The following is a 22,646-nucleotide window of genomic DNA, read 5'->3' as shown; positions in this document are numbered from 1 at the left end:
AGCTTGTTGCGACAACGGTGGCCACCGTCCGCACTCCCCCGAACCCCCCGCACTCCCCCAGCACCACCCCTCCGTACGACGACGTACGGCACCTCCACATCCCCAACTCCCCCACCGGAGGATGCACGTGGACCGCACCACCACCCGCCCGTACGGTCGCCGCAGGCTGGCCGGAGCCCTCGCGCTCGCCGTCGGCTCCGGGCTCGTCCTCGTCGGCGGAGCCGGCACCGCGCAGGCGGCCGACGTCAACGTCGCCAAGAACGCCGGATTCGAGAACGGCCTCGCCAACTGGGCCTGTTCCGCAGGGAGCGGCGCCGCCGTCTCCACCCCGGTCCGCACCGGCGCCGGCGCCCTCAAGGCCTCCCCGGCCGGGCTCGACAACGCCAAGTGCGTACAGACCGTGACGGTCAAGCCCAACTCGACGTACACGCTGAGCGCCTGGGTCCAGGGCGGATACGCCTACATCGGCGCGAGCGGCACCGGGACCGGCACCGGGACCGTCTCCACCTGGACGCCCGACAGCCCGTCCTGGAAGCAGCTCACCACCACCTTCACCACCGGGGCGAGCACCACCTCGGTCGAGATCTACACCCACGGCTGGTACGGGACCTCCCCGTACCTCGTCGACGACGTCAGCGTCCACGGCCCCGACGGGGGCGGCGGCCAGGACCCCGACCCGGTCGTCCCGTCGACCCCGGCCGGTCTCGCCGCCGGTACGGTCACCACCGGCTCGGTCACCCTGAGCTGGGGCGCGGTCTCCGGCGCCACCGGCTACAAGGTGTACCGGGACGGCGCCGACCCGCAGGCGGTCACCGGTACGTCGGCCACCGTCACCGGGCTGACCGCCGACACCGCGTACCAGTTCCAGGTCGCCGCCACGAACTCCGCGGGCGAGTCCGCGAAGTCCACCGCCGTGTCGGCGCGGACCGCCAAGCCCACCGACCCGGGCCCCGGCACGGCCGTGCCCAAGCACGCCGTGACCGGCTACTGGCAGAACTTCGACAACGGCGCCGCGAAGCAGAAGCTGCGGGACGTCCAGGCGGCGTACGACATCATCGCCGTCTCGTTCGCCGACTCGACGACCACGCCCGGCCAGATCACCTTCAGCCTCGACCCGGCCGTCGGCTACACCTCGGCCGCCGACTTCAAGGCCGACATCGCGGCCAAGAAGGCCGCGGGCAAGTCCGTGATCCTCTCGGTCGGCGGCGAGAAGGGCAACGTCACGATCAACAGTGACGCCACCGCGACCGCCTTCGCCGACAGCGCGTACGCCCTGATGCAGGAGTACGGCTTCAACGGCGTCGACATCGACCTGGAGCACGGGGTCAACGCGACCTACCTGACCAAGGCGCTCCGCCGGCTCTCCGCCAAGGCGGGCTCCGGCATGGTCCTGACGATGGCCCCGCAGACCATCGACATGCAGAGCACCGGCACCGAGTACTTCAAGACCGCGCTCGCCGTGAAGGACATCCTCACGGTGGTCAACACCCAGTACTACAACAGCGGTTCGATGCTCGGCTGCGACGGCAAGGTCTACAGCCAGGGCTCGGTGGACTTCCTCACCGCGCTCGCCTGCATCCAGATCCAGGGCGGCCTCTCCCCGTCCCAGGTCGGCCTGGGCGTCCCCGCCTCCCCCCGGGGCGCGGGCAGCGGTTACGTCGACCCGCAGGTCGTGAAGAACGCGCTCGACTGCCTGACCAAGCTCACCGGCTGCGGCACCTACAAGCCGGCGCAGGCCTGGCCGACGCTGCGCGGCGCGATGACCTGGTCGACCAACTGGGACGCGACGGCGGGCAACGCCTGGTCGAACGCGGTGGGCCCGCACGTGCGCAACCTGCCGTGACCCTCGACGGGTCCGCACGGACCCGTCAAGGACTCATACGGTCCCGTACGGACCCCGAAGGACCCGAACGGGACCTGAACGACAGCGCAGCGCCGCCGCTCCCCCGGCGGCGCTGCGCCGTTCCGTCATACGGCCGGCCGTACGGGGGCCCGGCTCACACCGGCAGGTAGTGGCGCAGCACCGGGTCGAGCAGGCGGATCCACTCGTCGACCCGGGCGGCGCGGCGGCCGTCGAGTTCGCAGTCGTAGACCGAGCCGTCGTAGAGGGTGACGGCGACGCGGAGCGCCCGTTCGCGCCGGACGCGCTCGTACCGTACGGCCGCGATCTCGCTCCAGAGGAAATCGGCCTCCTCGTCGTAGAAGTGCAGGGCCACCCCGCTCCCGTCGACGGCGACGCCGGAGTTCCGGTCGGCGGCGGCGAAGTCCGGCGCGGGCGGCGGCGGGGCGGTGGGCGGCGGCGGTACGTAGAAGGTGGGGGGATGCGGTACGGGGAAGGCCCCGGGCGCGGGTACGGCGTCCTGGACACCGGCCGTGCGCGTCGGCGGCGCGTGGTGGGGCGGCACGGCGTCCTCGGGCGCGACCGCGGGCACCGGGACCGCGGTCGCGGGCGTGGCGCCGGGCACCGGCAGCGCGTCGAAGGGGGTCACCCGGGGGTCCGGCGGTGCCGATGCCACGGACGGCGCCACGGACGGCATCACGTCCGCCACCGGGCCGTCGCCCGCGCCCGCGCCGACCGTCCCGGCCCCGGCCACGCCCACCCCGGCCGCCCTCGCCGTCAGCTCGTCCATCAGGGCGTCGGGTGTGGGCCGTTCGGCCGGGTCCTTGGCCAGGCAGCGCCCCACCAGCCCGCGCAGCGCCTCCGGTACGGCGCCGAGGTCGGGGGCCTCGTGCACCGACCGGTACATGAGCCCCATCGGCGTACCGTCCCCGAAGGGCCGTCCGCCGGCGGCGGCGACGAGGACGGCGCCGAGCGCGAAGACGTCGGCGGCGCCCGTCACCTCCTCCCCGAGGGCCTGTTCGGGGGCGAGGTAGCCGGGGGTGCCGAAGGCCGAGCCGGTGGCGGTGAGGCGGGTCGACTCGACGGCGCGGGCGATGCCGAAGTCGAGGACGCGGGGACCGTCGGGGGCCATGACGATGTTGCCGGGCTTGAGGTCGCGATGGACGAGCCCGCAGGCGTGGATGGCCTCCAGGGCCTCGGCGAGCGCGGCCCCGAGCGAGCGCAGCGCCTCCTCGCCCATGGGGCCCTTCGCGGTGAGGAGTCCGGAGAGGGTGGGGCCCGGGATGTAGGCGGTGGCGAGCCAGGGCGCTTCGGCTTCGGGGTCGGCGTCGACGACCTGCGCGGTGTGGAAGCCGCCGACCTGCCGGGCGGCGGCGACCTCGGCGCGGAAGCGCTCGCGGAAGGAGGGGTCGGCGGCGAGTTCCGGCCTCGCGACCTTGACGGCGACGGCGCGACCGCCGCGCGACCGGGCCAGGTAGACGGTGCCCATGCCGCCTTCGCCCAGCTTGTGCTCGATGACGTATCTGCCGATGAAGGTCCCCACGCCGGACAGTATGGCCGAACTCCTCACCTTGACCGGGCCATGACACAGCTCCACCATGTGCCCCGGACACCCGCACGAGTTTGTCGCACACCCCCACACTCCCCACCCAGGAGACAGCATGCGACGTCCCATCCGCGGCAGAAGGTCCGCCACCCTCGCGGCCCTCGTGGCGCTCGCCCTCGCGGCGCCCCTCTCCGCCCTCGCGACCACCCCCGCCGGGGCCGACCCGGCACCGACCGCCGCCCGCACCACCACAGCCGGTTCCGGCGCCTCCGGCGCCGAGGAGGTGATCCGGCAGTACGAGGTGGCCGGCCCCGCCACCCCGGCCGCCCGCACCGCGCTGGCCGCCACCGGCGTCTCGATCGACGAGGTCGACGCCCGCTCGGTGGTGGTCAGCGCGAACGCCGAGCAGCTGAAGCGGCTCAAGGCGCTGGGCTACGCCACCACCGCGCTCCCCGCGCCGCCGGACCGGGGCACGGCGGCCCGGTCGGCGCCGGGTCCGCTCGACTTCCCGTCCGCCGACGCGAAGTACCACAACTACGCGGAGGCGAGCGCGGAGATCGACCAGCGCATCGCCGCCTACCCGTCCCTCATGCGCAAGCAGGTCATCGGGAAGTCGTACCAGGGCCGGGACATCGTCGCGATCAAGATCAGCGACAACGTCGCCACCGACGAGAACGAGCCCGAGGTCCTCTTCACCCACCACCAGCACGCCCGCGAGCACCTCACCGTCGAGATGGCGCTCTACCTGATCCGCGAACTCGGCGCGGGCTACGGCACCGACCCCAGGATCACCGACGCGGTGAACGGCCGCGAGATCTGGATCGTCCCGGACCTCAACCCGGACGGCGGCGAGTACGACATCGCGAGCGGCTCCTACCGGAGCTGGCGCAAGAACCGCCAGCCCAACTCCGGCTCCTCGTACGTCGGTACGGACCTGAACCGGAACTGGGACTTCAAGTGGGCCTGCTGCGGCGGCTCCTCGGGCTCCACGAGCTCGGAGACCTACCGCGGGGCGGCACCCGCCTCCGCCCCCGAGGTGAAGGTCGTCGCGGACTTCGCGCGCTCGCGGGTGATCGGCGGGAAGCAGCAGATCACCGCGGCCATCGACTTCCACACGTACAGCGAGCTGGTGCTCTGGCCGTTCGGCTGGACGACGGCGAACACCACCACCGGCATGACCCAGGACGACCGGGACGCCTTCGCGACCGTCGGCGGCAGGATGGCCGCGAGCAACGGCTACACGCCCGAGCAGTCCAGCGACCTCTACATCACGGACGGCTCGATCGACGACTACCTCTGGGGTACGCAGAAGATCTTCGCGTACACCTTCGAGATGTACCCCTCCTCGTCGTCGGGCGGCGGCTTCTACCCCCCGGACGAGGTCATCGAACGCGAGACGAGCCGCAACCGCGACGCGGTCCTCCAGCTCCTGGAGAACGCGGACTGCATGTACCGCTCGATCGGCAAGCAGGCGCAGTACTGCGCGGCCTGACGGACCGTTCGCGCGGAGGTGCCCCGGCCCGGCGGCCGGGGCACCTCCCGGTCGCGTCAGCCCAGCACCGCCAGCGCGTCGATCTCGATCAGGAGGCCGGCCGGGAGGCCGACGTAGACGGTGGTGCGGGCCGAGGCCGGGGCCTTGAGGGACTGGTTCTCGAAGTACTCGTTGTAGATCGCGTTCATCTCGGCGAAGTGGTCCACGTCCGTGAGGTAGACGCGCATCATCATCACGTCGTCCCAGCTCGCGCCGCCCTCCTCCAGGATCGCCCTGACGTTGGCGAAGGTCTGGAGGGTCTGCTCGCGCAGGGTCGGGCCCGCGACCGTCGGAGCCCGGCCCTCGGTGGCGGGCAGGAAGCCGACCTGGCCGGCCACCTGGAGGATGTTGCCCTTCCGCACGCCGTGCGAGAACTTCGCCGGGGGCGCGGTGTGCGTGGCGGGGGTGAGCGCGGTCTTCTCGGTCATTCCGTGTCCTTGGCCTTGGTCGGGGCGGTGCCGGAGTACTCCCGGCTGATGTCGTCCGCGGTGCGGCGCACCTGCGGGAGGAGGGTGAGGAGTTCCTCGGCCGTGACGACCACGTTGGGCGCCGAGACCGACATCGCGGCGACGACGCGCCCGCCGGCGCCGCGGACGGGGGCGCCCACGCAGTTGATGGACTCCTCGTGGCCGCCGAGGTCGGTGGCCCAGCCCTGTTCGCGTACGGTCGCCAGCTCCTTGAGGAAGGCGGCGGCGTTCGGTGTCGAACGGGGCGTGTACGGGGGGTAGTCGAGCTTCGCCGCCACGGCGCGGCGCTCGGGCTCCGGCAGGTCGGCGAGGAGCAGTTTGGCCACGGCCGCGACCGTGATCGCGACGGGCTTGCCGATGCGCGAGTACATGCGGACCGGGTAGCGGCTCTCCACCTTGTCGATGTAGAGGACCTCGCCCTCCTCGTACACGGCGAGGTGCACCGTGTGCCCGATGCGCTCGTTGAGGGCCGTCAGGTACGGGTGCGCGATCTCGCGGATGTCGAGGTTCTCGACGGCCTCCTGCGCCAGGGCGAAGAGGCGGGCCCCGAGGCGGTAGCGCTGGTCCTGCTGCCGGTGGACGAGGCCGTGCTCGTGGAGGGTACGCAGCAGCCGCAGCGCCGTGGACTTGTGGACGCCGAGCCGCTCGGCGACCTGTCCCAGGTCGGCGGGGCCCTGCGCGAGCAGCGGCAGGATGCTGAGCGCCCGGTCGACGGTCTGGCTCATGGCGTACGTACCTCCTGGTCGTCCCCGGTCCAGCCGGGGCCGAGGTGAAGTGTGCCCCAGGCGGCGTCGTCGAGCGCGGCCAGCCGGTCGGCGCGCTCCTGGCGGGGCGGCGGCGCGAGGTCGCCGGGGGCGGTGAGGGCGACGGCGGCCATGAGATGCCCGTGCCGGAGCCGGGCGGTCATGCCGAGACCGCGGAGGGTGGCGGAGAGGAACCCGGCGGCGAAGGCGTCGCCGGCGCCGACGGGGGAGACGATGGTGACGTGGGGGGCGGGGGTGGGGGTGACCGTGTCGGCCTCCCGAACCGGGGCTCCACCCCGGGCCCCGTGCCTCAGACGCCGTCGGGGCTGAAACTCAGCCGGCCCGGCCTCCGGAACCTCAGCCGCGCAGCGCTCGAACGCCACCGCCCCCTCCCCGCCCTGCTTCACCACCAGCACCGCCGGCTCCCCCAGCACCCCCCGTATCGCGGCCGGATCCGCCGCCCCCCACAACCTCTCCGCCTCGTCCGCCCCCACGAACACCACATCCGCCCGCCGGGCGAGTTCGAGCAGCACCTCGGCCGCACTCCCGTCGCGCCACAGCGTCGGCCGGTGGTTGACGTCGAACGAGACCAGCGGTCGCCCCGGCCTCGGCGCGGTCAGCTCCCGCATCAGCGCCAGGCAGTCGGCGGACAGCGCGGCCGTGATGCCGGTGAGGTGGAGGATCCGCGCGCCCCCGACGGAGTCGTACGGCACCGTCGTCGGCGACATCGCCGAGGCCGCCGACCCGGCCCGGTAGTAGACGACCTCGTGCGCGTCGGTCGCCCGGTCCTCGTCGGTGCGGAAGTAGACGCCGGTCGGCCGGTGCGGATCGCGGCCGACGGCGCCGACGTCGACCCCGTACGCCGCGATCGTCTCGACGAGGTGGTCGCCGAAGCCGTCGCGCCCGACGCGGCCGACCCAGCGGACCCGGTGCCCGGTCGCGGCCAGGGCGCAGGCGACGTTGGACTCGGCGCCGCCGATGGCGCGGGTGAAGGAGGGGACGTCGGCGAGGCGGCCCGGCCGGGTGGGAAGGAAGGTGACCATGGACTCGCCGAGGCAGACGATGTCCGGGGCCGCGTCCGCGGGCTCGTGTCCGCTCACTCTCGGGCTCCCTGCGGGTCGTACGGCTCCGTCGACCGGGTCCATTGACCCGGCCTCGGCCCGGATGTTAGACAGCCGTGAGCACAATGCGCAATGAGCGTTGCACATCTCGCAACGCCCACGATGAGGAGGCCTCATGCCCGACCCGGTGCAGAACACGCCCGACCTGGCGAACGAGCGCGTCGACCACCGCTTCAAGGCGCTGCCCCCGGACGCCGAGGGCCTCACCGTCGGCGAGCTGGCCGCCCAGCGCCGCAACCTCTTCACCGGCGGTTTCACCACCCCCGTCCTCGCGCTCTCCGCCGAGTCCGTCGAGCACAACCTGCGCCTCCTCGAGACGTACGCCGAGCGCCACGGCCTCGCCTTCGCCCCGCACGGCAAGACGTCCATGGCCCCGCAGCTGTTCGACCGTCAGCTCGCGCACGGCGCCTGGGGCATCACCGCCGCCGTCCCCCACCAGGCCCGCGTCTACCGGGCGCACGGCATCGCCCGGATCTTCCTGGCCAACGAGGTCGTCGACCCGGTCGCCCTGCGCTGGATCGCCGCCGAGCTGGACGCCGACCCCGCCTTCCGGCTGATCTGTTACGTCGACTCCGTCCGCGGCGTCGAGCTGATGGACGAGGCCCTGCGCGCGGCGGGCGCGTCCCGCCCGGTGGACGTGGTCGTCGAGCTGGCCGCCGGCTCGGCCGGGCGCACGGGCGTACGGACGGAGGCGGAGTGCGCGGCCGTCGCCGACGCGGTCGCGGCCACCACCGCCCTGCGGCTGGTCGGCGTCGCCGGGTACGAGGGCACGATGCCCGGCGCCGACGCCGGCTCGGTGCGCGACTGGCTGCACCGGCTCGTCGGGCTCGCGGCCGACTTCGACGAGGCCGGCCGCTTCGCCCCCGCCATCGGCGAGATCGTGGTGAGCGCGGGCGGCAGCGAGTGGTTCGACACGGTCGCCGAGGTCTTCGCGGAGATCCCCGGGCTCTCCCTCCCCGTCCTGAAACTGCTGCGCTCCGGCGCGTACGTCTCGCACGACGACGGCCAGTACCGCGCCCGCACCCCCTTCAACCGGGTCCCGGAGGAGGGCGCCCTGGAGCCGGCGTTCCGGCTGTGGTCGCAGGTGGTCTCCCGCCCGGCCCCGGCGCAGGCCTTCACCAACGCGGGCAAGCGGGACGCCGCCCATGACCTGCACCTGCCCGAGGCGCACGTGGTCCGTGACGACCGCACGGGTGAGATCCGCGCCGCGGAGGGCATCACCGTGACGGGCCTCTCCGACCAGCACGCCTGGCTCGGCACCGAGGCGGGCGCGGACCTGGAGGTCGGCGACTGGGTGGGGATGGGCCTGTCGCACCCCTGCACGATCTTCGACAAGTGGCAGCTGATCCCGCTGGTCGAGGCGGACGGCACGGTGGTCGACTACGTCCGCACCTTCTTCTAGGACGTCCGGAGGGAACCCCCATGGACCTCGTCTTCCGTGACGCGGAGGTCGTCGACGGCACCGGCGCCCCCTCCTACCGCGCCGACGTGGCGATCGAGGGCGGCCGGATCGCCGCGATCGTGAAGGAGGGCGCGGCGGCGGGCTGTCTCCGCCCCACGGCCCGGCGGATCGTGGACGCCGAGGGCCTCGCCCTCTCCCCCGGCTTCATCGACATGCACGCCCACAGCGACCTCGCGCTGCTCCGCGACCCGGACCACAGCGCGAAGGCCGCGCAGGGCGTGACCCTCGAAGTCCTGGGCCAGGACGGGCTGTCGTACGCGCCGGTCGACGACCGCACGCTCGCGGAGGTGCGCAGGGCGATCACCGGCTGGAACGGGTACGGCGACGACCTCGACTTCGGCTGGCGGACGGTGGGCGAGTACCTCGACCGTCTGGACCGTGCCCACGGCGGCCGGGGCATCGCTGTCAACGCCGCGTACCTCGTCCCCCAGGGGACGGTCCGGATGTACGCGGTCGGCTGGGAGGACCGGCCCGCGACGGGACGCGAACTGGACCGGATGCGGGGGCTCGTCGCGGAGGGGCTCGTCCAGGGCGCCTTCGGCATGTCCTCCGGGCTGACGTACACCCCGGGGATGTACGCGAAGGACGCCGAGCTGACGGAACTCTGCCGGGTGGTGGCGGAGTACGGCGGCTACTACTGCCCCCACCACCGCTCGTACGGGGCGGGGGCCCTTGAGGCGTACGGGGAGATGATCGCGCTCACCCGGGAGGCGGGCTGCGCCCTCCACCTCGCCCACGCCACCATGAACTTCGGCGTGAACGAGGGCCGGGCCCCCGAACTCCTCGCCCTCCTCGACGAGGCCCTCGACGCGGGCGCGGACATCAGCCTCGACACGTACCCGTACACCCCCGGCTGTACGACCCTGGTCGCGCTGTTGCCCGGCTGGGCGAGCGAGGGCGGGCCGGAGGCGGTGCTCGCGCGGCTCCGGGACGAGGGGACGGCCGAGCGCGTCCGCCATCACCTGGAGGTCCTCGGCTCGGACGGCTGCCACGGGGTGCCGGTGGACTGGGACACGATCGAGGTCTCGGGGGTGTCCGCGCCGGGGCTCGGGGAGTACGTGGGCCGGCGGGTGGACGGCTGGGCGACGGCCCGGCGCCTGCTGCTCGAAGACAGCCTGGGCACGACGATCCTCCAGCACGTGGGGCACGAGGAGAACGTCCGGGCGATCATGCGGCACCGGGTGCACACGGGCGGCTCGGACGGCATCCTCCAGGGCACGAAGCCGCACCCGCGCGCGTACGGGACGTTTCCCCGCTACCTCGGGCGGTACGTGCGCGAGCTGGGCGTGCTGTCCCTGGAGGAGTGCGTGGCCCACCTGACGGGCCGCCCGGCGGCCCGGCTGCGCCTGCCCGACCGGGGCAGGATCCGTGAGGGGTACGTGGCCGACCTGGTCCTCTTCGACCCGGAGACGGTGGCGGCGGGCTCGACGTACGCGTCGCCCCGGACGCTGCCGACGGGCATCCCGCACGTGCTGGTCGACGGCCGGTTCGTGATGGAGGACGGCAGACGCACGGACGCGCTGCCGGGAAGGTCTCTGCGCTCGAACCGGAGGGCCGGCGCTTAGCCGGACCCCTCCAACCCCCTACCGGGCGCCCACCCGGTCCGAGCCCTCCACCGCGTCGGCCCCCGCCGCCTCCCCGGTCCCGCCCCAGGGGTTCCGCCGCATCCACACCACGCCCAGCACCAGCACCAGCCCCGCCAGCACGAAGCCGTACCAGGGGGTGTGCCCCGACGGTGCCGTCTCCCAGACGAGGGCCGCCGAGAGCACCGCGAGCAGCTGCCCGGCCCGGCTCCGCCACGCCGACGCCGCGACCACGACCGTCCCCCACAGCAGGTACCACGGCTGCACCATCGGTGAGAGCGCCACCAGCGCGACGAGCGCGAACCCGAGGCCGAGGACCGGGTCGAGCGCCCCCCGCCACGACCGCCACGCGAGCGCCAGGACGACCCCGACGGCGACGAGCAGCCCGAGCTTCTGCACGACCCCCTTCACGGGGTCGGGGTCGTCCCCGAGGAGCACCCCGAGGCCGAGCCCGAGGTCACTGCTGAGGGACAGCGCCGTGTGGATCGTCGCGGCGACGCTCTGCGTCCGCAGCCAGCCGAACCCGGTCCCGGCCAGCACCGTCGCGCCCGCGGCCACCGCGCCCGCGACGAGGCCCGGCAGGACGAGGCCCTTGGCCGCCCCCCGTACGCCCCCGTCCCGGCGCGCGATCGTCACGCCGATGAAGAGCAGCGCCACCGCGGCCGGCGACTTGACCATCATCGCCAGGCCGACGAGGACGCACCCGAGGACCCAGCGCCCGCGTACCGCGAGCAGCACGCCCGCCAGCATGAGCCCGGCCATCAGTCCGTCGTTGTGCGTGCCGCCGACGACATGGACCAGCAGCAGCGGGTTGAGCGCGGCCAGCCACAGCGCCCCGTCACGGCCGCCGGGCCCGCCGCCGAGCCCCCGTACGGCCCACACGATCAGCGCGAGCGCGCCCACCGCGAGGAGCCGCATCCCGAGCACGGCGGGAACGATCTCGCCGCCGGTCAGCTTGACCACCAGCTGGGCCAGGACGAGGAACGCGGGCCCGTACGGCGCGGGCGTGTCCGTCCAGTGGCCGCCGACGGAGGCGGCGGCGTCGGCCCCCAGCTCGTCGGGGCCGAGGACGGAGGGCCCGCCGCCGTACACGTCGTGCCCTTCGAGGACCATGGCGCCCTGCGCGATGTAGCTGTAGACGTCGGCGCTGTGCAGCGGCGGGGCGAACAGCAGTGGCGCGGTCCAGCAGACGAGGGTGGTGAGCACCCCGTCGCGTACGCCCCGGGCGAGCAGGACGCCGTACCGCCACCAGGCGGCGACGAGCAGGGCCAGGCCGAGGTACGCGAGGACGGCGCCCGCGGTGGTGAGCGCGGAGCCGCGCGGCTCCCACAGCCCCCCGCCGCCGCGCACCGGCAGCGTCCCGGCGGCCCAGCCGCCCGCGGCGACGCCGAACGACCCGGCCAGACCCAGCCACCGGCATCCGGAGGCACTGAAAACCCACATGGGGGCCCAACCTATCCCGGCCCACCGACGCCTCCCGCCGCGCGGTGCTACCTCGGGCCCTTGCCCGCGCCCCGCCCCCGCCCCGGCTTGCCCGTGCGGTCACCCGTGCCCGTACCGCCCCCGGCGGCGGGGTCGTCCGAAGCCGTCGGTACGGCCTCCGGAGCGGTGCCCCCGGCCGGACCGGCCGTCGGCGTCGTCCGCCCGCCCGCCGTGGCGGAGGACTCCGGACCGCCCTTCCGTACGCCGTCCCCGTCCCGCCCGGCCCCCGTGGCCCGCGGCGAGGGGGCGCGCGAGGTGCCGGGGTCCCCGGCGGTGGGGTCGGCCTGGATCAGCGCGGGCGGACCGTTCCGCGTGCCGTCGCCGCCCGGGGTCCCGTCCGTACCGCCCGTGCCCCCCGTACCGCCGCCCGTGCCGAGCACCGCGGCGGTCAGCCCGAGCACCACGACACCCCCGGCGGCCACCAGCCACACCGGCCCGGGACCCCGGCGTGCGGGGGCGTGTCGGCGGCGGCCCCGGCGAGGGGCGGCGGCTGCGGGGTCCGGATGGCTCATAGGCCCGGATTGCAGGGAGCACGACACGATCGCTGCGACACGGGTCACACCCGGAGAGCCGCCCCGCCCTCCCCGCGCCACGCGGCGCCCCACGTGGCCCAAAACACGAGGCGGCCCGGCCCGGCCCGCCGTAAGCTCTCGGCATGCAGGTGATCCAGTCCACGAAGCTCGCCAACGTCTGTTACGAAATCCGGGGTCCGGTGCTCGAAGAGGCGATGCGGCTTGAGGCCGCGGGTCATCGCATCCTCAAGCTCAACACGGGCAACCCGGCCGCCTTCGGCTTCGAGTGCCCGCCCGCGATCCTCGAGGACGTCCTGCGGAACCTCTCCGAGGCGCACGGCTACGGCGACGCGAAGGGGCTGCTCGCGGCCCGCCGCGCGGTGATGAGCCACTACGAGACCAAGGGCATCCCGCTCTCCGTCGAGGACATCTACCTCGGCAACGGCGTCTCCGAGCTGATCCAGATGGCGATGCAGGCGCTGCTCGACGACGGCGACGAGGTGCTCGTGCCGGCTCCGGACTACCCGCTGTGGACGGCCTCGGTCTCCCTCGCGGGCGGTACGGCCGTGCACTACCGCTGCGACGAGCAGGCGGACTGGATGCCCGACCTCGCCGACATCGAGCGGAAGATCACCGACCGCACCAAGGCGATCGTGATCATCAACCCTAACAACCCGACGGGCGCCGTCTACGACGACGAGATGCTGCGCTCCCTGACGGAGATCGCCCGGCGTCACAACCTGGTGGTCTGCTCGGACGAGATCTACGACAAGATCCTCTACGACGGCGCCACGCACACCCCGACCGCGGCCGTCGCGCCCGACCTGCTCGTCCTCACGTTCAACGGGATGAGCAAGAACTACCGGGTGGCCGGTTTCCGCTCCGGCTGGCTCGCGGTCTGCGGCCCGAAGCACCACGCGACCTCGTACATCGAGGGCCTCACGATCCTCGCCAACATGCGCCTCTGCGCGAACATGCCGGCGCAGCACGCGGTGGCCGCCGCGCTCCAGGGCCGTCAGTCGATCGAGGACCTGGTGCTGCCGGGCGGGCGGCTCCTTGAGCAGCGGGACACGGCGTACGAGCTGCTGACCCAGATCCCGGGCGTGACGTGTGTGAAGCCGAAGGGCGCGCTGTACCTGTTCCCGCGGCTCGACCCGACCGTCTACAAGATCAAGGACGACCGGCAGATGGTCCTTGACCTGCTGCGGGCCGAGAAGATCATGGTGGTGCACGGGACGGGCTTCAACTGGCACGAGCCCGATCACTTCCGGATCGTCACGCTGCCGGCGGCGGCGGACCTGGCGGACGCGGTGACCCGGATCGGCCGGTTCCTGGACGGCTACAGCCAGCCCTGAGAACCCCACAGGACTTCGGGCCGGACTCCGCTCAACTTTAGACTGAATCTAAGCTAGGATGGCTCCCGAGCACTCAGGAGGCCGTCCCATGTACGAACCGATCCGCACCAAGTCGGTCCACCGGATGGCCGACGACACCCAGGCCGCGTATCCGCACCGCTCCCGCGAGGAGGAGCTGGACATCCAGCTCGCCGGACACCTCGCCGCCCTGCTCGCCGTCACCGACGAGCTGGGCGACACGGAGGCCGGCGAGCTCATCGCCCGGCAGGTGGCACGGCTGCGCGGCGCACCGCCCGCGCGGCACGCGGGTCTGAGCGGCTCGTCCGCACCGGACCTGCACCGCAGGGCGCACGCCCTCGCGGGCCGCGCCCTGGTCGTCGCCGCCTCGCGGGCCGACACGACCGCCGCGATCCTCGCCGCCGGGCGCATGGACGCGCACACCGCGGCGCTGACCGGGGAGACCCTGGTAGGCGCCCCCTGACGGCCCCGGTCCGCGCGTCACGAACCGCGCGGACCGGGCGCCACCCACCCCGGCCCGATCCGAAGGACGCCTCCCCCGCAATCGGGGGCCCAGGACACCTCCGCCCCCGATCCCTTCCGGCTCGACAGCGGGGCGCCCCCCTCCGGTTCGGTACCGGGATCGCTCCTTCACCCCCCGTACACCCAACTCCCCCTGGAATGTGGGTTTCCGCGAGCACGCTGCCCGCGTGAGACGCATCCTGGGAATCGTCCTGGCCGCCCTGCTCCTGGGCGGCGTGGCCGCCGTCCTCGTGACGGGCGGCGACAAGGACACGGGCACGGCAACGAAGACCGTGCGAGGAGTCATCGGATCGGAGAAGGCCGAGTTCTTCGCCGATCCACAGGTGGTGAAGGCCCTGGCCGCGAAGGGCTTCACCGTGGGCACCGAGACCTCCGGGTCCTGGGACATGGAGGAACTGCCCCTCGACGGCTACGACTTCGCCTTCCCGTCCTCCAAAGGGCCGGCCGACGAACTCCGCGCGAAGGCGAAGACCAAGGACAAGGCGGCGACCGCCCCGCTCCGTCCCTTCTACTCGCCGCTCGTCGTCGTCGCGCACAGCGCCGCCGCCCGGGTCCTCGCCGGCAACGGCCTGGCGACCCTCGGCCCGCGCGGCACGAGCGGCATCCTGAAGATGGACGCCTACCTCGCGGCGGCCCGCGCCGACCGGAGCTGGCAGCAGCTCAAGGGCTCCGCCGGGCACGCCGAGCTGAGCGGCACCCTCTTCATCACCTCCACCGATCCGGTCGCCTCCAGCTCCGGCGCCCTCTACCTCGCCGCCGCGAGCTATGTCGCCGACGGCGGACGGGTCGCGGGCGACAAGGCCGCGGTCACCCGCACGGCCCCGCTGCTGCGCAAGCTGGTCCAGGTGCAGGGCGCCCAGCAGTCCAGCTCCGACGCACCCTTCCGGGACTTCGTGAGCGGCGTCGGCAACCCGCTCGTCCTCGTGTACGAGTCCCAGGTCGCCGCCCAGCTGCTCGCCGGCCAGCCGATGGGCGACCTCGTCGTCCTCTACCCGGACACCACGGTCAACAGCGACCACACGCTCGTACCGCTCACGGAGAACGGCCGGGCCCTCGGCCGGCTCCTCTCCGACGACCCCGAGCTGCGCGGGCTCGCGGTCCGTCACGGCTTCCGGCCGCAGGGCACGGCGAGCGAGTTCACCGCCGCCACCGAGGGCCACACCGCCTACCTCAACCAGACACTGACCGGAGTCCGCCAGGCGCCCGTGCCCACCAGCAAGGTGCTGCACGAGATGGCCCTGCGGGCCCGCGACCAGGGGGACACCGCATGAGCACGCCCGAGGATCCGAGAAGAACGATGGCCCTGACACCGCCCGAGCACGACACCCCGCTCGTCCTCACCCCGCCCGAGCCGGTCCCCGTCGTCCGCGCCGAGCAGGCCTCCGGCCTTGTGCCGCTGGACGAGGCGACCCGTACGGAGATGACCCGGAGGGCCGGTGAGTACGTCGGCTCGCTGTCCGGACTCGACCCGCGCTCCCCCGAGTTCGCCGGCCGCATCGGCGAGATCGCCGCGCTCGGCGCGGGCGAGATGCGCTCCGCCGCCCAGCAGTCGAACCGCATGCTCGACCGTACGGTCCGCTCGCTCGGCTCCGGCGCCTCCGGCGGCGACGCCCAGGCCCGCGTCGGCTCCTCCCTGGTCGAACTCCGGCGCACGGTCGAGGACCTGGACCCCCGGGACACCCCGGGCAAGGGGCTCAAGGGCTTCCTCTCGAAGCTGCCCGGCGGCAACAAGCTGCGCGACCACGTCGCCAAGTACGCCTCCTCGCAGGCCACTTTGAACCGGATCGTCGGTTCCCTGCGCAGCGGCCAGGACGAACTGAGCCGTGACAACGCCGCGTTGCTTACCGAGCGGGCCCGCCTCTGGGAGACCATGGGCAAGCTCCAGGAGTACGCGGTGCTCACCGACGCCCTCGACGCGGCCGTGGAGCAGCGCATCGCCGCCACGCCCGACGCGGGCCAGGCGGACGCCCTCCGCGCCGACGTCCTCTTCCCCGTCCGGCAGAAGCACCAGGACCTGCTGACCCAGCTCGCCGTCTGCGCCCAGGGGTACCTGGCGATGGACGTGGTCCGCCGGAACAACGACGAACTGATCAAGGGCGTGGACCGGGCGGCGACGACGACCCTCTCGGCGCTGCGGATCGCGGTGATGCTGGCCTCCGCGCTGGAGAACCAGCGGAAGGTCACCGAGCAGGTGACCGAACTGCGCTCGACGACCGAGCGACTGATCCTCGGCAACGCCGAGATGATCTCCCAGCAGGCCGGCGAGATCCAGATGCTGGCGGCGAACCCGGCGGTGGGCGCGGAGACGCTCCGCACCGCCTTCCAGCAGATCTACCGGACGCTCGACGCCATCGACACGTACAAGGCGCGGGCGACGGAGTCGATGGCGGCGACGGTCGAGTCGCTCACCGCCGAACTCCAGGAGGCGAGCGCCCACCTGGACCGCAGCCGCCGCACCGGCGCACTGGAAGGCGGCGGCCCCGCATGAGGACCACCCCCGGGAAGACCCGCACCCTCCCCCGCCTCCTCGCCGGGCTCGCCCTCGCCCTGCTCGTCACCGCCACCGGCAGCGCGTGCGGCACCGCCGACAACAGCGTCGGCGGGTCCAGCGGTGGCCGGACCGACGGGCCGGGCCAGGCTTTCGTCCCCGGCACGCTGCGGGTCCTCGCCTCCTCCGAGCTGGCGGACATGGCCCCGGTCCTCGAAGACGCCCGCAAGGCGACCGGCGTGACCGTCCGGCCCACCTACGCCGGCACCCTGGACGCCGTCGAGCAGATCGCGTCCGGCGCGGCGGAGAAGTCGTACGACGCGATCTGGCTCTCCTCCAACGACTATCTGCGGCTCCGCCCGGACACCGCCCGGCGGATCACCGGCGAGACGCCGATCATGACCTCGCCGGTGGCCCTCGGCGTACGGCCCGAGGCGGTCGCCCGGCTCGGCTGGGACCCGGCGAAGGTCACCTGGTCGCAGCTGCACCAGGCGGTCGCGGCCGGGAAGCTGACGTACGGCATGACCGACCCGAAGCGCTCCAACTCCGGTTTCTCCGCGCTCGTCTCGGTGGCCTCGGGCCTCTCCGGCGCCCAGTCGGCGCTGACCGAGAAGGACGTCACCGCGGCCACGCCGCGACTGAAGGAGTTCTTCGCGGGCCAGAAGCTGACCTCGGGCTCCTCCGGCTGGCTGGCCTCCGCGTACGCCCGCCGCACCGATGTCGACGCGCTGGTCAACTACGAGTCGGTGCTGCTCTCGGCGCCCGGGAAGCTGACCGTGATCCGGCCGTCCGACGGTGTCGTGACCGCCGACTACCCGCTCACCCTGCTGACCTCCGCCCGCCCGGACGCGAAGGCGACGGCCGGGAAGCTCACCACGTATCTGCGCACCCCGGAGGCCCAGCGGCGGATCACCGACACGACGCTGCGGCGGCCGGTGGTCGTCGGGGTCGCGCCGTCCGCGAGGCTGGCCGAGGACCAGCGGCGCGAACTGCCCTTCCCCGGCAGCCGGAAGGTGGCGGACGGGCTGCTCGACGCGTACGACAACACCCTGCGCAGGCCTTCGCGGACGGTGTACGTGCTGGACACCTCCGGTTCCATGGGCGGCGAGCGGCTGGAGCGGCTGAAGACGGCCCTGGTCGAGCTGACGGAGGACTTCCGGGACCGGGAGGAGGTCACGCTGATGCCGTTCGGCTCCGCGGTGAAGCAGGGCGAGGTACGGACCCACACGGTCGACCCGGCCTCGCCGCGGGCGGCGCTCGACGCGATCGGGTCCGACGCCCGGAAGCTCACGGCCTCCGGCGGCACCGCGGTCTACTCCAGCCTCCAGGAGGCGTACCGCTTCCTGGGAAAGAGCCCCGCCGACACCTTCACCTCCGTCGTGCTGATGACGGACGGGGAGAACACCGACGGCGATCCGGCCGCCGCCTTCGACACCTTCTACGGTGCCCTGCCGGCCGGGCAGAAGCACACCCCGGTCTTCCCGATCCTGTTCGGGGACTCCGACCGCGGGGAGCTCGACCACATCGCGGACCTGACCGGCGGAAAGCTCTTCGACGCCACCAAGGGTTCGCTGGACGGGGCCTTCGAGGAGATCCGTGGCTACCAGTAGGGGGTTCTTCGTGCGGCTCGTCCGCTACGCCGAGTCCCGCAAGAACCTGACCGGCAGCGTCTGCGGTCTGGCCGGCGTCGGCATCACCCTCACCGGTGCCGCCGGCTCCCTCTGGCCGCTGGTGGTCGCGGGCCTCTACGCGGCGGGGGCGCTGATCGCCCCGCCCGAGCGTCCCGACACCCCGCACTTCCCGGGCGCCGGCGAACAACTGGAGGCGCTGCGGGCGGACTTCGCGACCCTGCGGACGTATCTGGCGGAGGTGGAGCTGCCGCCCGCCACCCGCGAGCGCCTCGACTCCTTCGAGTCCCTCGTCGAGGCGCTGCTCGAACCGGGCTGGGTGAGCGACCCGGACCATCTGCACGTGCTGGCCCGCGCGGTGCGGCAGGACGTGCCGGAGGCCGTGGACACCTTCGTACGGACCCGGTGGTGGTCGCGGTTCAATCCGGGAACCGAGGCGCCGGAGAGCCACCTCGAACGCCAGCTGGCCGCACTCCACGAGGAGGCGACGGCCATCGCCGGCGCCCTCAGGGACGCGGAGGCGATCCGGCAGGAGATCCATACGCGGTACGTGGAGGAGCGGGGCAACTGATCCATTATGTTCCGCACATGACATCTCCGGATCGTTTCGCGTCCCGCCGTACCGTCCTGACCGCCCTGGCGGCGGCGGCCACGGCGGGCGGCCCGCTCCTCGCCCAGCTCGCCACCGCCGCCCCCGCCTACGCGGCGGACGTCGAGTACGCCTCCAACACCGCGCTCTACCAGGAACTGGCGGGCCAGGAGGGCACCACGTTCAGCCGCAGGTCCCGGCGCCACGAGCAGTTCGACTCCTCGATGACCACCGTCGCCCCCGTCCGGCGCACCGCGATCCTCGCGCTGCACGGCGGCGGCATCGAGATCGGCACCAGCGAACTCTGCCTGGGGATCGCCGGCTACAGCCCGAGCGACCCCGCGGGCGCCCCGGTCCTCCCGGGCGTGCACGACTACTGGATGTTCGAGGGGCTGCTGTCCTCCGGCAACAAGGCGCTGCACGTCACCTCGAAGAACTGCGACGACCACGTCGCCGTGTCGACGGCGGCGAGCCATCTCAACGTGCTCAGCCTGCACGGCTGCACCTTCGACCAGCTGGCGCTGCCCACCACTTCCTACCCGCCGACCGGCGACCGCCGGGTGGCGGTCGTCGGCGGGCTCAACGCCACCCTCCGGCAGGAACTGGTGAAGGAACTGAACGCGGCCGGCTTCCCCGCGATCGACTCGCTGGCCCCCGCATGGGCGTCCCGGCTCACCGAGTTCAACGGCGACCACCCCGCCAACCCGTGCAACCGGACGATGCTCGGCAAGGGCGGTCAGCTGGAGCTCACCACCGAGCTGCGCAAGAGCCTCTTCACGGACCCCGACAGCCGCGGCGGCCGGGCGAGCACCTGGAACGGCGAGTTCGTGAAGTTCCGCGACGCCTGCCGCCGGGCGATCGCGACCGTGGAGGCCGGCCAGCCGGTCCTGTGACCGCAGACGTCGGCGGACATGCGCCGGCCCCCGGAGCCTGAGGGGGCTCCGGGGGCCGGATGCGTCGTGGTGGGCCGTCGTGACCCCACTGGTCAGGGCGGAATGTCGGGGCAACCCACCACGAGTCTGCGGTGCGGGATCAGCCCAGGCGCTCGACGAGCGCGCGGTACTGGTCCCACAGCTCCTTCGGCGTGTGGTCGCCGAAGGTGTTCAGGTGGTCGGGGACGAGGGCGGCCTCTTCGCGCCACACGTCACGGTCCACCTTGAGGAGGAACTCCAGGTCCTCGGCCGGCAGGTCCAGGCCGTCGGTGTCGAGGGACTCGGCGGTCGGCAGGATGCCGATCGGGGTCTCGACGCCCTCGGCCTTGCCGTCGAGGCGCTCGACGATCCACTTCAGGACGCGGCTGTTCTCGCCGAAGCCGGGCCACACGAACTTGCCCGCGTCGTTCTTGCGGAACCAGTTCACGTAGTAGATCTTCGGCAGCTTCGCGGCGTCCGCCTGAGCGCCCACCTTGACCCAGTGGGCCATGTAGTCGCCCATGTTGTAGCCGCAGAACGGCAGCATGGCGAAGGGGTCGCGGCGCAGCTCGCCGACCTTGCCCTCGGCGGCGGCGGTCTTCTCGGAGGCGACGTTCGCACCGAGGAAGACGCCGTGGTTCCAGTCGAAGGACTCGGTGACCAGCGGGACGGCGGAGGCGCGGCGGCCACCGAAGAGGATCGCCGAGATCGGCACGCCCTTCGGGTCCTCCCACTCCGGCGCGATGATCGGGCACTGCCCGGCCGGCACGGTGAAGCGGGCGTTGGGGTGCGCGGCGGGCGTCTCGGACGCGGGCGTCCAGTCGTTGCCCTTCCAGTCCGTGAGGTGCGCGGGGGCCGTCTCGGTCATCCCCTCCCACCACACGTCGCCGTCGTCCGTGAGGGCGACGTTGGTGAAGACGGAGTTGCCCCACATGGTCTTCATGGCGTTGGCGTTGGTGTGCTCGCCGGTGCCGGGCGCGACGCCGAAGAAGCCGGCCTCGGGGTTGATCGCGTAGAGGCGGCCGTCCTCGCCGAAGCGCATCCAGGCGATGTCGTCGCCGATGGTCTCGACGGTCCAGCCGGAGATCGTGGGCTCCAGCATGGCCAGGTTGGTCTTGCCACACGCCGACGGGAAGGCGGCGGCGACGTACTTCGCCTCACCCTGCGGCGGGGTCAGCTTGAGGATCAGCATGTGCTCGGCGAGCCAGCCCTCGTCACGGGCCATGACGGAGGCGATGCGGAGCGCGTAGCACTTCTTGCCGAGCAGGGCGTTGCCGCCGTAGCCGGAGCCGTACGACCAGATCTCGCGGCTCTCGGGGAAGTGCGAGATGTACTTGGTGGTGTTGCAGGGCCACGGCACGTCGGCCTCGCCCTCGGCCAGCGGGGCGCCGAGGGTGTGGACGGCCTTGACGAAGAAGCCGTCGGTGCCGAGCTCGTCGAGGACGGCCTGTCCCATGCGGGTCATGGTGCGCATGGAGACGGCGACGTACGCGGAGTCGGTGATCTCGACGCCGATGGCGGAGAGCGGGGAGCCGACCGGGCCCATGCAGAAGGGCACGACGTACATGGTGCGGCCACGCATGGAGCCGCGGAAGATGCCCTTCTCCCCCGCGAAGAGCTCCTTCATCTCGGCCGGGGCCTTCCAGTGGTTGGTCGGGCCCGCGTCCTCCTCCTTCTCGGAGCAGATGAAGGTCCGGTCCTCGACGCGCGCGACGTCGGACGGGTCGGAGGCGGCGTAGTACGAGTTGGGGCGCTTGGCCGGGTCGAGCTTCTTGAAGGTGCCCTTGGCGACGAGCTCCTCGCACAGGCGCTCGTACTCGGCCTCGGAGCCGTCGCACCAGACGATGCTGTCCGGCTGGGTGATCTCGGCGATCTCGTTCACCCAGGAGACGAGGCCCTGGTGCTGGGTCGGAAGGGTCTGGGGAGCCGCGTTGTCGCGCGCCACGATTGCTCCTTGTAGAGGGGTTTTTTGGTGTGTGCCCCGTGGGGGCCGCGACCCGGACGCTTCGTAGCTGCTCATCCGGTGCCGACCGCACTCATTTGATCATCCGACGGAAACGCCCATATGTCCAGGGGGGTGCACACGTGAGCATCGCCACTCATATCCACGACCTACGGGGGCGTAGGTACGATTCGTTTCCATGACTGCAGCCACGCCGGAAGTGACCCCGCCCCCGGTCGATGAAACCCCGTCGCTCCCGCCGAAACCCCGGCTCAGAGGGTGGCTGCACGCGGGCATGTTCCCCGCCGTGGTCGTCGCGGGCCTCGTCCTCGTCGCCCTCTCCGACTCGCCCCGCGCCCGCATCGCCTGCGGGATCTACGTACTGACCGCCTGCCTGCTCTTCGGCATCAGCGCGCTCTACCACCGCGGCGACTGGGGCCCGCGCGGCGAGGCCGTGCTCCGGCGCCTCGACCACGCCAACATCTTCCTGATCATCGCGGGCACCTACACCCCGCTCACCCTGCTCCTGCTCCCCGACTCCACCGCGAAGCCGCTCATGTGGGCGGTCTGGGCGGCGGCCACCGCCGGCATCGCCTTCCGGGTGTTCTGGGTCGGCGCCCCTCGCTGGCTGTACACGCCCTGCTACATCGCGATGGGCTGGGCCGCCGTCTTCTTCCTGCCGGACTTCATGCGGACCGGCGGCATCGCCGTCCTGGTCCTCGTCGTCGTCGGCGGACTGCTCTACAGCGCGGGCGGCGTCATCTACGGCATCAAGCGCCCGAACCCCTCACCGCGCTGGTTCGGCTTCCACGAGGTCTTCCACTCGCTGACCCTGGCCGCGTTCATCGTCCATTACGTCGGCATCTCCCTGGTCGCCTACCGGCACGCCTGAGCCGCGCGGACCCG

19 protein-coding genes are annotated in these 22,646 nt (G+C 72.8%); 12 read left to right on the top strand and 7 right to left on the bottom strand.

Features of this window, described 5'->3' with window-relative positions; all coding sequences use genetic code 11:
• Nucleotides 1–121 precede the first annotated feature (121 nt).
• Nucleotides 122–1,843, top strand: a complete 1,722-nt coding sequence (locus V4Y03_RS21925) for a chitinase (protein WP_443079812.1) — start codon at nt 122–124, stop codon at nt 1,841–1,843.
• A 154-nt stretch (nt 1,844–1,997) separates the two neighbouring features.
• Here V4Y03_RS21925 and V4Y03_RS21920 read toward each other — a convergent pair whose 3' ends face one another.
• A complete protein-coding gene (locus tag V4Y03_RS21920) occupies nt 1,998–3,383 on the bottom strand; it encodes a serine/threonine-protein kinase (RefSeq protein ID WP_332436024.1) in 1,386 nt (461 codons plus the stop codon).
• A 118-nt stretch (nt 3,384–3,501) separates the two neighbouring features.
• Between V4Y03_RS21920 and V4Y03_RS21915 the strand changes: the two genes are divergently transcribed.
• Nucleotides 3,502–4,878: a M14 family metallopeptidase gene (locus V4Y03_RS21915; RefSeq protein WP_317877217.1), complete on the top strand. Its 1,377-nt coding sequence runs from the start codon at nt 3,502–3,504 to the stop codon at nt 4,876–4,878.
• A 56-nt stretch (nt 4,879–4,934) separates the two neighbouring features.
• Here V4Y03_RS21915 and V4Y03_RS21910 read toward each other — a convergent pair whose 3' ends face one another.
• From V4Y03_RS21910 to V4Y03_RS21900, 3 genes are read right to left on the bottom strand one after another with little or no spacing between them, the layout of a single operon-like run.
• Nucleotides 4,935–5,345: a RidA family protein gene (locus V4Y03_RS21910; RefSeq protein ID WP_332436023.1), complete on the bottom strand. Its 411-nt coding sequence runs from the start codon at nt 5,343–5,345 to the stop codon at nt 4,935–4,937.
• Nucleotides 5,342–6,109: an IclR family transcriptional regulator gene (locus V4Y03_RS21905; RefSeq protein WP_332436022.1), complete on the bottom strand. Its 768-nt coding sequence runs from the start codon at nt 6,107–6,109 to the stop codon at nt 5,342–5,344. Before V4Y03_RS21905 ends, V4Y03_RS21910 begins: the two co-directional genes overlap by 4 nt.
• Nucleotides 6,106–7,170 carry a sugar kinase gene (locus V4Y03_RS21900; protein ID WP_443079882.1) on the bottom strand — a complete coding sequence of 355 codons (1,065 nt, stop codon included), beginning with the start codon at nt 7,168–7,170 and terminating at the stop codon, nt 6,106–6,108. Before V4Y03_RS21900 ends, V4Y03_RS21905 begins: the two co-directional genes overlap by 4 nt.
• Before the next feature lie 193 nt (nt 7,171–7,363).
• Here V4Y03_RS21900 and V4Y03_RS21895 point away from each other — a divergent pair, with 193 nt between their 5' ends.
• Together V4Y03_RS21895 and V4Y03_RS21890 are read left to right on the top strand one after the other, a co-directional pair.
• Nucleotides 7,364–8,650 carry an alanine racemase gene (locus tag V4Y03_RS21895; protein WP_332436019.1) on the top strand — a complete coding sequence of 429 codons (1,287 nt, stop codon included), beginning with the start codon at nt 7,364–7,366 and terminating at the stop codon, nt 8,648–8,650.
• A gap of 20 nt (nt 8,651–8,670) precedes the next feature.
• Nucleotides 8,671–10,275, top strand: a complete 1,605-nt coding sequence (locus tag V4Y03_RS21890; RefSeq protein ID WP_332436017.1) for an N-acyl-D-amino-acid deacylase family protein — start codon at nt 8,671–8,673, stop codon at nt 10,273–10,275.
• Nucleotides 10,276–10,293: 18 nt separating this feature from the next.
• On the opposite strand, the gene mptB is transcribed toward V4Y03_RS21890, so the two are convergent.
• On the bottom strand, nt 10,294–11,736 hold the full coding sequence (gene mptB / locus V4Y03_RS21885; protein ID WP_332436015.1) for a polyprenol phosphomannose-dependent alpha 1,6 mannosyltransferase MptB: 1,443 nt from the start codon (nt 11,734–11,736) through the stop codon (nt 10,294–10,296).
• 47 nt (nt 11,737–11,783) lie between these two features.
• Nucleotides 11,784–12,197: a hypothetical protein gene (locus V4Y03_RS21880; protein ID WP_332436013.1), complete on the bottom strand. Its 414-nt coding sequence runs from the start codon at nt 12,195–12,197 to the stop codon at nt 11,784–11,786.
• A 233-nt stretch (nt 12,198–12,430) separates the two neighbouring features.
• Between V4Y03_RS21880 and V4Y03_RS21875 the strand changes: the two genes are divergently transcribed.
• From V4Y03_RS21875 to V4Y03_RS21845, 7 genes are all read left to right on the top strand, one after another.
• Nucleotides 12,431–13,642, top strand: a complete 1,212-nt coding sequence (locus V4Y03_RS21875; RefSeq protein WP_332436011.1) for a pyridoxal phosphate-dependent aminotransferase — start codon at nt 12,431–12,433, stop codon at nt 13,640–13,642.
• Between the two features lie 88 nt (nt 13,643–13,730).
• The gene (locus V4Y03_RS21870; protein WP_317875701.1) at nt 13,731–14,123 is read left to right on the top strand and encodes an SCO4983 family protein; all 393 of its coding nucleotides are present in this window, start codon (nt 13,731–13,733) and stop codon (nt 14,121–14,123) included.
• Nucleotides 14,124–14,322: 199 nt separating this feature from the next.
• Nucleotides 14,323–15,453 (top strand): hypothetical protein, encoded by a 1,131-nt coding sequence (locus V4Y03_RS21865; RefSeq protein WP_332436010.1) that lies wholly within the window; start codon nt 14,323–14,325, stop codon nt 15,451–15,453.
• The gene (locus V4Y03_RS21860; protein ID WP_317875699.1) at nt 15,450–16,670 is read left to right on the top strand and encodes a toxic anion resistance protein; all 1,221 of its coding nucleotides are present in this window, start codon (nt 15,450–15,452) and stop codon (nt 16,668–16,670) included. Before V4Y03_RS21865 ends, V4Y03_RS21860 begins: the two co-directional genes overlap by 4 nt.
• Nucleotides 16,667–18,280 carry a substrate-binding and vWA domain-containing protein gene (locus tag V4Y03_RS21855; RefSeq protein ID WP_332436009.1) on the top strand — a complete coding sequence of 538 codons (1,614 nt, stop codon included), beginning with the start codon at nt 16,667–16,669 and terminating at the stop codon, nt 18,278–18,280. The genes V4Y03_RS21860 and V4Y03_RS21855 overlap by 4 nt, the downstream gene beginning before the upstream one ends.
• A complete protein-coding gene (locus V4Y03_RS21850) occupies nt 18,267–18,869 on the top strand; it encodes a hypothetical protein (RefSeq protein ID WP_332436008.1) in 603 nt (200 codons plus the stop codon). Before V4Y03_RS21855 ends, V4Y03_RS21850 begins: the two co-directional genes overlap by 14 nt.
• A 17-nt stretch (nt 18,870–18,886) precedes the next feature.
• Nucleotides 18,887–19,780, top strand: coding sequence for a poly-gamma-glutamate hydrolase family protein (locus tag V4Y03_RS21845; RefSeq protein ID WP_332436007.1), 894 nt, complete (start codon nt 18,887–18,889; stop codon nt 19,778–19,780).
• A 139-nt stretch (nt 19,781–19,919) separates the two neighbouring features.
• On the opposite strand, the gene V4Y03_RS21840 is transcribed toward V4Y03_RS21845, so the two are convergent.
• Entirely contained in the window at nt 19,920–21,743 is a 1,824-nt protein-coding gene (locus V4Y03_RS21840) for a phosphoenolpyruvate carboxykinase (GTP) (protein WP_332436006.1), read from the bottom strand.
• 196 nt (nt 21,744–21,939) lie between these two features.
• Between V4Y03_RS21840 and trhA the strand changes: the two genes are divergently transcribed.
• Nucleotides 21,940–22,632: a PAQR family membrane homeostasis protein TrhA gene (gene trhA, locus V4Y03_RS21835; protein WP_317875694.1), complete on the top strand. Its 693-nt coding sequence runs from the start codon at nt 21,940–21,942 to the stop codon at nt 22,630–22,632.
• The last annotated feature ends 14 nt before the right edge of the window (nt 22,633–22,646 follow it).

Origin of the sequence: Streptomyces sp. P9-A4 (genome assembly GCF_036634195.1) — a bacterium.
Taxonomy (GTDB): domain Bacteria; phylum Actinomycetota; class Actinomycetes; order Streptomycetales; family Streptomycetaceae; genus Streptomyces.
The sequence above is the reverse complement of the archived record's forward strand: the minus strand, read 5'-3'. Positions and strand labels throughout refer to the sequence as shown.